This window comes from Nocardia asteroides, assembly GCF_021183625.1.
GTDB classification, from domain to species: Bacteria; Actinomycetota; Actinomycetes; order Mycobacteriales; family Mycobacteriaceae; genus Nocardia; species Nocardia asteroides_A.
Window position 1 is genome coordinate 5434012 of the sequence record NZ_CP089214.1, and the last position, 12907, is coordinate 5446918.

At 71.0% G+C, this 12907-nt stretch carries 13 protein-coding genes; 10 read left to right on the top strand and 3 right to left on the bottom strand.

Features of this window, described 5'->3' with window-relative positions; all coding sequences use genetic code 11:
- The first annotated feature begins 56 nt into the window (after window positions 1–56).
- Entirely contained in the window at window positions 57–1625 is a 1569-nt protein-coding gene (locus LTT61_RS25090; RefSeq protein WP_233016492.1) for an FAD-binding oxidoreductase, read from the top strand.
- 37 nt (window positions 1626–1662) lie between these two features.
- Here the strand turns inward: LTT61_RS25090 and LTT61_RS25095 are convergent, their stop codons facing one another.
- Window positions 1663–2538: a cyclase family protein gene (locus LTT61_RS25095; protein ID WP_233016493.1), complete on the bottom strand. Its 876-nt coding sequence runs from the start codon at window positions 2536–2538 to the stop codon at window positions 1663–1665.
- A 193-nt stretch (window positions 2539–2731) separates the two neighbouring features.
- Window positions 2732–5200: a phosphoketolase gene (locus LTT61_RS25100; protein WP_233016494.1), complete on the bottom strand. Its 2469-nt coding sequence runs from the start codon at window positions 5198–5200 to the stop codon at window positions 2732–2734.
- 199 nt (window positions 5201–5399) lie between these two features.
- On the opposite strand from LTT61_RS25100, the gene LTT61_RS25105 reads away from it, so the two are divergent.
- The 7 genes from LTT61_RS25105 (at window position 5400) to LTT61_RS25130 (ending at window position 11427) form a co-directional block, all read left to right on the top strand.
- A complete protein-coding gene (locus tag LTT61_RS25105) occupies window positions 5400–5966 on the top strand; it encodes an FKBP-type peptidyl-prolyl cis-trans isomerase (protein WP_233016495.1) in 567 nt (188 codons plus the stop codon).
- A 57-nt stretch (window positions 5967–6023) separates the two neighbouring features.
- The gene (locus tag LTT61_RS32730) at window positions 6024–6146 is read left to right on the top strand and encodes a hypothetical protein (RefSeq protein WP_269821797.1); all 123 of its coding nucleotides are present in this window, start codon (window positions 6024–6026) and stop codon (window positions 6144–6146) included.
- Window positions 6147–6191: 45 nt separating this feature from the next.
- A complete protein-coding gene (gene tig, locus LTT61_RS25110) occupies window positions 6192–7613 on the top strand; it encodes a trigger factor (protein ID WP_420094691.1) in 1422 nt (473 codons plus the stop codon).
- 196 nt (window positions 7614–7809) lie between these two features.
- Window positions 7810–8397, top strand: coding sequence for an ATP-dependent Clp protease proteolytic subunit (locus tag LTT61_RS25115; RefSeq protein ID WP_233016497.1), 588 nt, complete (start codon window positions 7810–7812; stop codon window positions 8395–8397).
- Window positions 8398–8465: 68 nt separating this feature from the next.
- The gene (locus LTT61_RS25120) at window positions 8466–9134 is read left to right on the top strand and encodes an ATP-dependent Clp protease proteolytic subunit (RefSeq protein ID WP_233016498.1); all 669 of its coding nucleotides are present in this window, start codon (window positions 8466–8468) and stop codon (window positions 9132–9134) included.
- A gap of 387 nt (window positions 9135–9521) precedes the next feature.
- Window positions 9522–10802, top strand: coding sequence for an ATP-dependent Clp protease ATP-binding subunit ClpX (gene clpX, locus LTT61_RS25125; protein ID WP_233016499.1), 1281 nt, complete (start codon window positions 9522–9524; stop codon window positions 10800–10802).
- A gap of 199 nt (window positions 10803–11001) precedes the next feature.
- Window positions 11002–11427: an STAS domain-containing protein gene (locus LTT61_RS25130; protein WP_233016500.1), complete on the top strand. Its 426-nt coding sequence runs from the start codon at window positions 11002–11004 to the stop codon at window positions 11425–11427.
- Between the two features lie 12 nt (window positions 11428–11439).
- Here the strand turns inward: LTT61_RS25130 and LTT61_RS25135 are convergent, their stop codons facing one another.
- Complete coding sequence (locus LTT61_RS25135; protein WP_233016501.1) at window positions 11440–11814, bottom strand: nuclear transport factor 2 family protein; 375 nt, start codon at window positions 11812–11814, stop codon at window positions 11440–11442.
- A 329-nt stretch (window positions 11815–12143) separates the two neighbouring features.
- Between LTT61_RS25135 and mihF the strand changes: the two genes are divergently transcribed.
- Window positions 12144–12458: an integration host factor, actinobacterial type gene (mihF, locus tag LTT61_RS25140; protein WP_067654521.1), complete on the top strand. Its 315-nt coding sequence runs from the start codon at window positions 12144–12146 to the stop codon at window positions 12456–12458.
- A gap of 19 nt (window positions 12459–12477) precedes the next feature.
- Window positions 12478–12888, top strand: a complete 411-nt coding sequence (locus LTT61_RS25145; protein WP_233016502.1) for an NUDIX hydrolase — start codon at window positions 12478–12480, stop codon at window positions 12886–12888.
- Window positions 12889–12907 lie beyond the last annotated feature (19 nt).

Genomic DNA, 12907 nt, shown 5'->3' on the forward strand with positions numbered 1-12907 from the left:
CCGCCAGTGGGTTAGCGTGTCGCGTGGTTCGGCCGACAGCGATGACAGGGGAGAAAATGGCGGTAACCCGTCGACGGTTCCTGGGTGCGGTGGCGCTCGGGGGAGTGGCGACGACGGTCGGCATGCCGGTCGCGGCGGCGGCGGAGCCGGAGGTGCTCGGCGCTGGCGACCCGCGCTACCTGCCGCTCACCATGCGCGGCTACAACCGCCGGTTCACGGCGCGGCCGTCGAAGATCTTCCTGCCCGGCGACGCGGAGCAGGTGCGGCTCGCGGTGGAGCGCTCGCTCGGCGAGGGGCTCACCCTCGGCGTCCGCTCCGGCGGGCACTGCTTCGACGATTTCGTCGACAACGACCGCACCCGCTCGCTCATCGATCTGAGCAAGCTCGCCGGCATCGGCTGGGACGCGGGGCACGGTGCCTTCTCGGTCGGCCCCGGCGCCGAACTCAGCGCGGTCTACCAGGCGCTGCACCCGTGGAACGTCACGCTGCCCGCCGGCATCTGCCTCGCTGTCGGGATCGGCGGGCACGCCTGCGGCGGCGGGTACGGCCCGCTCTCGCGCAGCCGCGGGCTGGTCGCCGACCACCTGTACGGCGTCGAGGTGGTCACCGCGAACGCGGACGGCACCGCGAGCCTCGTCCTTGCCACCAGGGACGGCCCGCACAGCGACCTCTGGTGGGCGCACACCGGCGGTGGCGGCGGCAATTTCGGCATCGTGACCCGCTACCTCTTCCGCTCGCCGGACGCCGACGGCAGCGACCCGGCCCGCGCGCTGCCCCGCTCGCCCGGCGGCATGCTGCACGGCAGGCTGCTGCTCCCGGTCACCACCGAGGAGTCGTTCGTCCGGTTCCTCGGCAACTACCTGGCCTTCCACGAGCAGCACAGCGCCCCCGGCGACCCCTTCGCCGGGCTCTACGCGCCGCTCAACTTCCGCACCGACGTGGTCGCCAGCGCCGAGGTGCTGATCTTCTTCGACGCCGACGCGCCGGACGCGCGGGCCAGGGTGGACGAGTTCGTCGCGGCGATCACCGCGGGGGTGACGCCGGGGGCGGTGGTGCAGCCGATCGAGCGCAGCTCGTACGCGGACACCGTCTCGAGGGTGTACTACCCGAAGGGCGCGGCGTACCCGCGGGTCAAGGTGAAGGCGGCGTACCTGCGCAAGGCGTACGACACCGAGCAGCTGCGGGCGCTGCACCGGCACGTCACCGACCCCGGGGTGGTCGGCGAATCGCAGCTGGAGTTCCTGCCGTTCGGCGGGGCGATCAATGCCGTCGCGCCGGAGGCGACGGCCTTCCCGGCTCGGGACACCATGATGAAGATGCTCATCCACGCGGCGTGGCGGTCGCCCGGTGACGACGAGCGGTTCCTCGGCTGGGCGCGGGAGACGTACCGCGACGTGTACGCGGGGTCCGGCGGGGTGCCGGTGCCGGGCGAGGCGCACGGGGGCAGCTACATCAACTACCCCGATCCGGACCTCGCCGACCCGCGCTGGAACAGCTCGGGGGTGCCGTGGCACGCGCTGTACTACGGCGGCAACTACGCGAGGCTGCTCGAGGTCAAGCAGCGGTACGACCCGGCCGGGGCGTTCCAGCACGCGCTCTCGATCGGGCGGCCGGACTGGTCGTGATTCCGCGCTCCCGCAACCGCGGCTGACGTGCTTTCAGTCAGGTGAGCGCGAGTACCCGGCAGGGACCGCCGGTGCCGCCGATGTGTTTCGGCGCGCCGACCACCACCGTCGCGCCCGCGCCGGGTGCCGCTGCCAGGTTGGCCAGCATCTCGACGCCGTAGCGGCCGCTGCCCAGGATCGCGGTGTGCGCCGGGCTGTCCCCGGCCGCCCCGCGGTCCAGGCTGAGCGTGTCGATGCCGAAGCCGACGACGCCGCACTCGGTGATCAGGTGGGCGGCGGCCTCCGGCGTCCAGCCGGGGGTGCGCTGGGTGCCGGTGGCGTCCAGGTTGAGGAAGGCGCCCGGCTCGCCCAGCCGCGATTCCCAGCCGGTGAGCGCGGCGACGAAGGCGCGCTCGGGGATGTCGCCGTGCGCGGCGCGCCAGGCGTCGATGTCGGCGACGGTCACCGCGGCGTCGGGGTCACCGGCCACGCGGGGGCGGATGTCGAGCACCACCAGCGGGGCCACCAGGTCCGCCGGGGCGATCAGGTCGACGCTGCCGCCGCCGGGGACGCGGTGCAGCGGGGCGTCCACGTGCGTGCCGGTGTGCTCCCAGTAGGTGATGGTGTTCTGAGCGAAGCCGCCGCGCTCGTAGGTCGCCACCGGTGTGCTGACGAACGGCGGGTTGCCAGGCCAGACGAGGAGATTCGGGCCGAGCGGGTGCGTCAGGTCGAGCACCCCGCCGGACCCGGCGGCGGCCGGTCCGGCGGCGGCCGCGGTAGCCGCGCCGAAGGCGGCCAGCCCCGCTCCGAGCAGCGCGCGCCTGCGCGGCACCCCGGCGCGCGGCGCCTCCCCACCGGGGCGAACGCCATCCGGCGCGGCCGTGCTGTCACCCTCGGCTTCCGCGGCCGCGCGGGTGCCCTCGGGCGAACTCACCCCCGGACCCGCGTCGGCGCTGTCGGGCGAACCGGACGCAGCCGCGCGGGCGCTCCCCGCCGTGGAGCGGCGATTTCCCCGCGCCATGTCGTGCGCGAACCGGACGATCCGGGGCGCGCACATCACAAGCCCCCGGTTCGCAGTACCGAACTCATGTCGGACACCCTAGGCGGACCGGTCGGTCTATATGGTCCTAAAGACTGACCTCCGGCCAGCTCCACTCCGCCACGCACGGAATATCCGCACCGTGCTCGCGCGTCCACGCCCGCGCCCGGAACCGCGCGTCCACCATCTCCTGCCGCAGCCCGGCCGCGCGCTCGCGCAGCTCCGGCACCCGGTCGATGACATCGGTGACCAGGTGGTACCGGTCCAGGTCGTTGAGCATCACCATGTCGAACGGCGTGGTGGTGGTGCCCTCCTCCTTGTATCCGCGCACGTGCAGCCCGCTGTGGTTGGCGCGCCGGTAGGTGAGCCGGTGGATCAGCCAGGGATACCCGTGGAAGGCGAAGATGACCGGGCGGTCGCGGGTGAAGAGCGTGTCGAACTCGCGGTCCGGGAGCCCGTGCGGGTGCTCCTCGCGGGGCAGCAGCCGCATCAGGTCGACCACGTTCACCACCCGGACCCGCAGGTCGGGCAGGTGCTCGCGCAGGATGGCGGCCGCGGCGAGCGTCTCCAGCGTCGGCACGTCGCCCGCGCAGGCGAGCACGACGTCGGGGCTGCTGCCCGCGGTGTCGCCGTTGCCTGCCCACTCCCAGATGCCCGCGCCGCGCGCGCAGTGCGCCGCCGCCTCGTCCACGGTGAGCCAGTCCGGCGCGGGCTGTTTGCCTGCCACCACCACGTTCACCAGGTGCCTGGAGCGCAGGCAGTGGTCGTAGGTGGCGAGCAGGGTGTTGCCGTCCGGCGGCAGGTACACCCGGACGATCTCCGGCTTCTTGTTCAGCACCACGTCCAGGAATCCGGGGTCCTGGTGCGTGAAGCCGTTGTGGTCCTGCCGCCAGACGTGCGAGGAGAGCAGGTAGTTCAGGCTCGGCACCGGTCGCCGCCACGGCACCGCCGCGCTGGCGTCCAGCCACTTGGCGTGCTGGTTGAACATGGCGTCGACGATGTGGATGAAGGCCTCGTAGCAGGTGAAGACGCCGTGCCTGCCGGTGAGCAGGTACCCCTCCAGCAGCCCCTGGCAGAGGTGCTCGGAGAGCACCTCGATCACCCGGCCGCGGCGGTCGAGCCCGACATCGAACTCGCCGATCTCGGCCTGCCAGTTCCGGCCGGTCACCTCGAGGATGTCCTGCAGCCGGTTGCTGGCCAGCTCGTCCGGGGCGAAGGTGAGGAAGTTGTCCGGGTTGGCCGCGGTGACGTCGCGCAGCCAGCCGCCGAGCACCCGGGTGGCCTCGTGCTCGGCCGCGCCGGGTGCGGGCACCTCGACGCCGTATTCGCGCCAGTCCGGCAGCCGCAGGTCGCGCAGCAACGCGCCACCGTTGGCCACCGGGTTGGCGCTCATCCGGCGCGCGCCGGACGGGTTCAGCGCGTCCAGCTCCGCGATCGGTGCGCCCGACTCGCCGAACAGCTCCTCCGGCCGGTAGGAGCGCAGCCACTGCTCCAGCACGGCGCGGTGCTCGTCGTCGCCGCGGGCGTTGGGCAGCGGCACCTGGTGCGCGCGGAAGGTGCCCTCGACCCGGTCGCCGTCGACCACCGGCGGGCAGGTCCAGCCCTTGGGGGTGCGCAGCACGATGAGCGGCCAGATCGGGCGGGCGCCGTCGCCGCCTGCGCGGGCGGCGCGCTGGATCTCGGCGATCCGGTCCAGCGCGCCGTCCACCGCGGCCGCGAGCGCCTGGTGCACCTCGGCCGGGTCGTCGCCCGCCACGATCACCGGCTCGTAGCCGTAGCCGCGGAAGAGCGAGCGCAGCTCGTCCTCGGGGATCCGGGCCAGCAGCGTGGGGTTGGCGATCTTGTACTCGTTCAGCGCCAGGATCGGCAGCACAGCACCGTCCCGCGCCGGGTTGAGGAACTTGGCCGAGTGCCAGCTCGCGGCCAGCGGCCCGGTCTCCGCCTCGCCGTCGCCGACCACGCAGAACACCGTGAGGTCCGGGTTGTCCAGCGCGGCGCCGAAGGCGTGCAGCAGCGAATAGCCGAGCTCACCGCCCTCGTGGAACGAGCCCGGCGTCTCCGGGGCGCAGTGGCTCGGCACTCCGCCGGGGAAGGAGAACTGGGCGAAGAAGGCCGCCATGCCCTCGCTGTCGCGCGGGATGTGGCCGTACAGCTCCGAGTAGGTGCCCTCCAGCCAGGCGCAGGCGTTCGGGCCGGGGCCGCCGTGGCCGGGGCCGGCGACGAAGACCGCGCTGAGATCGCGCTGCCGGATGGCCCGGTTGGCGTGCGTCCAGACCAGGTTCAGCCCGGGCACGGTGCCGAAGTGGCCGAGCAGCCGCGGCTTGATGTGCCCGGCCGCGAGCGGCTCGCGCAGCAGCGGGTTGGCCATCAGGTAGATCTGCCCGACCGAGAGGTAGTTGGCCGCGCGCCACCAGGCGTCCAGCGCGGTGAGTTCGGCGCGGTCCAGCGGGCCGGGGGCCGGGCCGAGGTCGTAGGGGCGCGGCGCGATCGTGGCGCCGTCGCCGCTGTCGGTGTTGTCCGCCGAGGTGTCGCCTCCGGCGCTGGCCAGCCGCGTCATCCGCGGGCTCCTCCCGTGCGGGTGCGAGGCCGGGGGCGCTGGTCGCGCCGGACCGGGTTCGCGGGTGTGGATCGATGGGCGGGCCCCGACCGCGCCGTCGGTCCCGGTGTCCGAGCTACCCCTCGCCGGGGGCGCCAATCCGTTGTCGAGCCTAGCCCGGTGGCCCCGCGGCGGCGCGCCGGAAGATAGGGTCCGCCGCATGCGAACTCTGCGCAGGATCATCGGGATCGGCGCCGTCGCCGCGGCGGCGAGCGGGCTCGTCGCATGCGGCTCGGACGATTCGAGCACCGCCACCGCGACGACGACCACCGCGCGGGCCGCGAGCTCCGCCGCGGCGGCGCCCGCGCCGAAGGGCCGCGAGTGCACCGCCGACGACATCGGCGTCGACGGCGGCTTCGGCACCGCGCCGGTCATCACGCTGCCGGACGACTGCGACCCGCCCAAGCAGCTGATCACCAAGGACCTGGTGCCGGGCTCCGGCCCCGGCGCGCAGCCCGGCCAGCAGCTCACCATGAACTACTCGCTGGTGACCTGGTCGAACAAGAAGAAGCTGGACAGCTCCTTCGACCGCAACGAGACCTTCCCGCTCACCCTCGGCGCCGGTCAGGTGATCGAGGGCTGGGACACCGGGCTGGTCGGGGTGCAGCAGGGTGCCCGCCGGTTGCTGATCGTGCCGCCGGATCTCGGCTACGGTCAGGGCGGCCGCGGGATCGCGCCGAACGAGACCCTGGTCTTCGTGACCGACGCCGTGCAGATCGGCGGCTGAGCCCGCGACCACCCGCCGGATGCGGGGCCGCGCGAGTGGTCCACTACCCTTGTCGGGATGCCTGACGCCGCACCAGCGCTGTCCGGCGAGCGCGGGATCGCCACGGTCGAGGGCCGGGGAGTTCGCTCGCGCCCGGCGGCGGGGGAGCGGCTGCCCCGCGCGGCGCGGCCCGGCGGGTGAGGTACGCGAAATGCCGACACCGAACGACGAACAAGGAGCATGTCCGTGAAGAGCACCGTCGAGCAATTGAGCCCGACCCGGGTCCGGATCAATGTCGAGGTGCCCTTCGAGGAGCTGAAGCCGGACTTCGACCGGGCCTACAAGGCGCTGGCCAAGCAGGTCCGGATCCCCGGCTTCCGCCCGGGCAAGGCGCCCGCCCGGCTGCTCGAGGCCCGCCTCGGCCGCGGCGCGATCCTGGAGCAGGTCGTCAACGACGCGCTGCCCGCGCGCTACAGCGAGGCCGTCACCACGGCCGAGGTGAAGGTCATCGGCCAGCCGGAGATCGAGATCACCAAGATCGAGGACGGCCAGGAGCTGGCCTTCTCGGCCGAGGTAGACATCCGCCCCGAGGTCGTGCTGCCCGACTACAGCTCGCTCTCGGTCACCGTCGACGCCTTCACCATCGATGACGACGACATCGACGAGCAGCTGCAGTCGCTGCGCCAGCGCTTCGGCACCCTGAGCGGGGTCGAGCGGGCCGTGCAGGAGGGCGACTTCGTCTCCATCGATCTCTCCGCCACCGTGAACGGCGAGGAGGTGCCGGAGGCGGCCACCACCGGGCTCTCGCACGAGGTCGGCTCCGGCCAGCTCATCGAGGGGCTGGACGAGGCGCTGATCGGCCTCTCGGCCGGCGAGTCCAAGGAGTTCACCACCAAGCTGGTGGCGGGCGAGCACGCCGAGCAGGACGCCGTCGTCACCGTCACGCTGCAGTCGGTCAAGGAGCGCGAGCTGCCCGAGGCGGACGACGAATTCGCCCAGCTGGCCAGTGAATTCGACACCCTGGACGAGCTGAAGGACGACCTGCGCACCCGGGTCGAGCGGGTCAAGAAGGTGCAGCAGGCCGGCGAGATCAGGGACAAGGTGCTCGAGGCGCTGCTGGAGCAGGTCGATGTGCCGCTGCCGGACGCCGTCGTGCAGGCCGAGGTCGACGCGCTGGTGCACGACGCCGTGCACGGCTTCGACCACGACGAGGCCAAGTTCGCCGAGTCGCTGGAGGCGCAGGGCAGCAGCCGCGAGGAGTTCGACAAGGACACGCGCGAGGCGGCCGAGAAGTCGGTGCGGACCCAGCTGCTGCTCGACGCCATCGCGGAGAAGGACAACACCCAGGTCGGCCAGGACGAGCTCACCGAGCGGATCCTGTTCCAGGCGCAGCGCTACGGCATGGCGCCGGAGCAGTTCATCCAGCAGGTGCAGCAGGCGGGCCAGCTCGGCGCGGTCTTCGCCGACGTGCGCCGCGGCAAGGCGCTGGCGGGCGTGGTCGGCCAGGTCACCGTGACCGACTCCGACGGCAACGCGGTCGACACCGGCGAGCTCTTCGGCGAGCCGGAGGGCGGGGAGGTCGAGGAGGTCGAGACCGACGTGGTCGAGGCCGCCGACGCCGACGCCGACGAGACCGAAACCGCGACCGCCACCGCGAAGGCGGAGTGACGCGAATGCCGCGAGCAGCGCGCCGCCGGGTGTGCGGTGTGATTGCGCTGTGAGCGAAGAGGGGCGGCACCGGGAGTTCGGTGCCGCCCTGCTTCGTTAATGTTTGTGACAGTGAAGCGATGGCTGTGTGGCGCATCAGCGACGAGCCGGTGAGAGAGGGCAGGTATTCGTGGAAAACAATCAGGCGGGGGTGCGCATGACATCCGCAACTGCTGGACTGAACCTCAGTGATTCCGTGTACGAGCGGCTGCTGCGCGAGCGCATCATCTTCCTCGGCACGCAGGTCGACGACGATATCGCCAACAAGCTGTGCGCCCAGATCCTGCTGCTGACGGCGGAGGATCCGACCCGCGACATCGCGCTGTACATCAACTCGCCCGGCGGCTCGGTCACCGCGGGCATGGCGATCTACGACACCATGCAGTTCGCCGAGTGCGACATCCGCACCGTCGGCATGGGGCTGGCCGCCTCCATGGGGCAGTTCCTGCTCACCGCGGGCACCAAGGGCAAGCGCTACGCGCTGCCGCACGCGCGGATCATGATGCACCAGCCGTCGGCGGGCATCGGCGGCTCGGCGGCCGACATCGCGATCATGGCCGAGCAGTTCGCGCACACCAAGCGGGAGCTGAACGAGCTGCAGGCGCAGCACACCGGCAAGTCGGTGGAGCAGGTCGCCGCCGACGCCGACCGCGACCGCTGGTTCACCGCGAAAGAGGCGCTGGAGTACGGCTTCGTCGACCACGTGGTCAGCCACGCGAACCAGGCCAACGGCGCAGGCGCCTGAGCACCGCGCCGAGACAGACCCCGCCCGGACCCGGACGTCCGGCTGCCGCACAGACTTTGGAGACGAACATGGTCAACCCGACCGATCCGCGCGCCGGCCTCTCCGGCGTCGCTCCGCAGGGTGCGCAGTCGCGCTACATCCTGCCGTCCTTCATCGAGCACTCCAGCTTCGGCGTCAAGGAGTCGAACCCCTACAACAAGCTCTTCGAGGAGCGCATCATCTTCCTCGGCGTGCAGGTGGACGACGCCTCGGCCAACGACGTCATGGCGCAGCTGCTGGTGCTGGAGTCGCTCGACCCGGACCGTGACATCACGATGTACATCAACTCGCCCGGTGGCTCCTTCACCTCGCTGATGGCCATCTACGACACCATGCAGTACGTGCGCGCCGACGTCGCCACGGTCTGCCTCGGCCAGGCCGCCTCGGCCGCCGCCGTGCTGCTCGCCGCGGGCACCCCGGGCAAGCGCGCCTGCCTGCCGAACGCCCGCGTGCTGATCCACCAGCCGTCGCTGGAGGGTGGCATCCAGGGCCAGGTCTCCGACCTGGAGATCCAGGCCGCCGAGATCGAGCGGATGCGCAGGCTGATGGAGACCACCCTCGCCAGGCACACCGGCAAGGACGCGGACACCATCCGCAAGGACACCGATCGCGACAAGATCCTGACCGCCGACGCGGCCAAGGAGTACGGGATCATCGACACGGTTTTCGACTACCGGAAACTGAGCGCACAGAAGTGAACACCGCCCTCGCGGCCGGACCCGTCGCTGTGACGGGCCCGGCCGCGAGGGTATCGGCGCGGTGCGCGGTGCCGGTCTCCGGTGAGAACACGCACACGCCGGGCGAGAAACATGCCCGAGTTGTCGACCTGCGTCGCAGATGTTGGGTACGGTCGACAACAGGGACCTCGGCTCCCGGTTGACAGCCTGGCTGTCGACATCGCCGCCCCGCCCGCCACACCGGTGGATCGACCGTCGTGACGACGAGTGTTCGCCTCGGCACCGAGCGTGTCGCGACGGCGGCGGGGCCGCAGCGCGGACGGACGTCGCCGCGGTGCGGACGAACGGCGGACAGCTGGCAGCCGGGAACAACGGTTGCACGCGGACAAGGAAGTAGGGACCCACGAGATGGCGCGCATCGGTGATGGCGGCGATCTGCTCAAGTGCTCTTTCTGCGGAAAGAGCCAGAAGCAGGTCAAGAAGCTCATTGCGGGACCAGGGGTGTACATCTGCGACGAGTGCATCGATCTCTGCAACGAGATCATCGAGGAGGAGCTCGCCGAGTCGAGCGAGGTGAAGCTGGACGAGCTGCCCAAGCCGCAGGAGATCCGGGATTTCCTGGAGAACTACGTGATCGGGCAGGACACCGCGAAGCGCACCCTCGCCGTCGCCGTCTACAACCACTACAAGCGAATCCAGGCGGGCGACAAGAGCCGGGACAGCCGGGGTGAGACGGTCGAGCTGGCCAAGTCGAACATCCTGATGCTCGGCCCCACCGGCTGCGGCAAGACCTACCTGGCGCAGACGCTGGCCAAGATGCTCAACGTCCCCTTCGCGATCGCGGACGCCACCGCGCTCACCGAGGCGGGCTACGTCGGCGAGGACGTCGAGAACATCCTGCTCAAGCTGATCCAGGCCGCCGACTACGACGTCAAGCGCGCCGAGACCGGCATCATCTACATCGACGAGGTCGACAAGATCGCCCGCAAGAGCGAGAACCCGTCGATCACCCGCGACGTCTCCGGCGAGGGCGTGCAGCAGGCGCTGCTGAAGATCCTGGAGGGCACCCAGGCGAGCGTGCCGCCGCAGGGCGGGCGCAAGCACCCGCACCAGGAGTTCATCCAGATCGACACCACCAACGTGCTGTTCATCGTCGCGGGGGCGTTCGCCGGGCTGGAGAAGATCATCTCCGACCGCACCGGGCACCGCGGCATCGGCTTCGGCTCCGAGGTGCGCTCCAAGGCCGAGATCGACACCGCCGACCAGTTCGGCGAGGTGATGCCGGAGGATCTGATCAAGTTCGGGCTCATCCCCGAGTTCATCGGCCGGCTCCCGGTCGTCGCCTCGGTGACCAACCTGGACAAGGAATCCCTGGTCAAGATCCTCTCCGAGCCGAAGAACGCGCTGGTCAAGCAGTACGTCCGGCTCTTCGAGATGGACGGCGTCGACCTGGAGTTCACCGATGACGCGCTGGAGGCGGTGGCCGACCAGGCCATCCTGCGCGGCACCGGCGCCCGCGGCCTGCGGGCGATCATGGAGGAGGTCCTCCAGCCCGCGATGTACGACATCCCCAGCCGCGACGACGTCGCCAAGGTGGTCGTCACGGCGGACACGGTGAACGACAACGTGCTGCCGACCATCGTGCCGCGCAAGCAGCAGCGCAGCGAGCGCCGCGAGAAGTCGGCGTAGCAGTCTCGCGCTCCCCGGGCGAGCAGCTCGCCCGGGGCAGGCGAAAACTTCTGGTGTAGCGAGGTCGCACAGCGGGTACTCGGTAGGGAAGGTTGAGATACACCAGCCCAGTTCCGAGGCATTCCTTTCGAGGCGCTGATCCCGGGGCGCTCATCCCCGCCGACCCCGGTCGACGCGAACGCACAGGACCGAGGTCCTCATGATCGTTCTCGCCCCACCCTCTCAGCCCACCGCGCCGCCTGCCCCCGCCGCCAAGCGCGGCAGCCCCGCGGACCGGCTCCGCGTCGCGGTCACCCACCCGGGCGCCGCCCTGACGCTCTGCGCCGTCGCGGGCGCTGTGGACGGCTACACGGCCGAGATCTTCGCCCGCAGGCTCGGCACCGCGCTGGATCTGCCCGCCCCGCTGGTCGCGGTGGATCTCTCCAAGGTCACCTTCTTCGGCAGCGCCGGGCTGCGCGCGCTGCTCGACATCCGCGCCGAGCTCGCCGAGTCCGGGCGCGCGCTCTGCCTGGTGGCCTGCGCGCCCGGGGTCGAACGGCTGCTCGCGGTGGCCCCGGTGGAGCCGCCGGTGCGCGTGGTCCCTGACCTGGCGGCCGCGGCCGCGCTCGCGGCGCGGACCGGCTAGCGGGATTCCGCCCTACCCCTCGACCTTCATGTCGTCCTGGCCCCAGTAGGCCCGCATGTGCGTGATCCGGCCGTCGGCGTCGAACTCCATGACATCGATCGGCGAGACCACGAAGCTCTGGTCGCCGAACTTCGTGGTCAGCGTGAACTGGAAGGCGGCGTGCCCCTCGACCGCGCGCACGGTGCCTTCGGCGAGCTCGGTCGAGCGCTCCAGGCCGGTGATGACGTCGTAGAACGCGGCGATCTCGGCGTGGCCCTTCTTCGGCTCGGTGCCGACCGGATCCTCGATCACGGCGTCTTCGGCGTAGAGCGCCACGATATCCGCGGTCGAACCGGACCCGACCAGTTCGACGTACCTGAGCACCACGTCGCGGATCTGCTGTGCCATGCCAACCTCTGTTTCCGAGCGAAAAATGAAACGTGTTCTAGTTCGCGGGGTAGCAGTGTGCGCGGCCGGCTCGGTCCGGAACAGGAGTGGGAAGCGTCGTCGATTCCCTCGGGTTCGCCGTTGAACCCGGTGTTCCGATGCCCTACCCGAATGTCGGATTGCCGGGAGAGTGCGTTACCTCATATCGGTGCAGACGGGCTATGACGGCGGGATTCATCGCGTTCGCACGGCGTTTTTCCGGTGTGTCGGCCGTTCGGCGCCGATCCGGTGCTGTCTAATCGGTCCGGTTGATTCAGATGTTCGATGTGACGAGTGAAAGCGGAGGAGAAATGGCACTGCCCACGATGACCGCCGAACAACGCTCGGAAGCGCTGGCCAAGGCGGCGGCGGTTCGGAAGGCACGCTCGGAGCTGATCGGCAAGGTGAAGTCCGGCAAGGTGAGCGTCGCCGATCTCCTGAAGAAGGCGGACTCGGACGAGCTGGTGAAGAAGACGAAGGTGGCCGCCGTCATCAAGGCACTGCCCGGGGTCGGCCCGGTCAAGGCCGCGAAGCTGCTCGACCAGGCCGACATCCCCGAGGACCGCCGGATCGGTGGCCTCGGTGCGCGGCAGCGGGCCGCGCTGCTCGACGCGCTCGCTCCCTGACGCACTACATTTTCCAGGTATGACCGGGGAATCGACGCTCACCTCCGTGGCCTGGCTCTGCCTGCGGGAGCGCAAGCTGCTGGCCGTCCGGACCGAAGGCAGGGACGCCTTCTACCTGCCGGGCGGCAAGCCGGAGCCGGGGGAGACCCTGGCCCGCGCACTGGTACGCGAAGTGCGCGAGGAGGTCGGCGTCGACCTGGAACCGCACGGGATCACGCCCGTGGTGACGATCACCGCGCCTGCCCACGGGCTTCCGGGGACCCTGGTCGAGATGCACTGCTTCACCGCGCCGGGGCACGGCACGCCAGCCCCGGCGGCGGAGATCGCGGAAATGGCATGGTTCGGGCCGGAGGACGCGCACCGCTGCGCCCCGGCCGTGGTGAAGGCGCTGGAGCACATCACCGCGCGCGGCGCGTGGGCCGGGTTCTGAGAAGCGGGTCTCGCCGGTG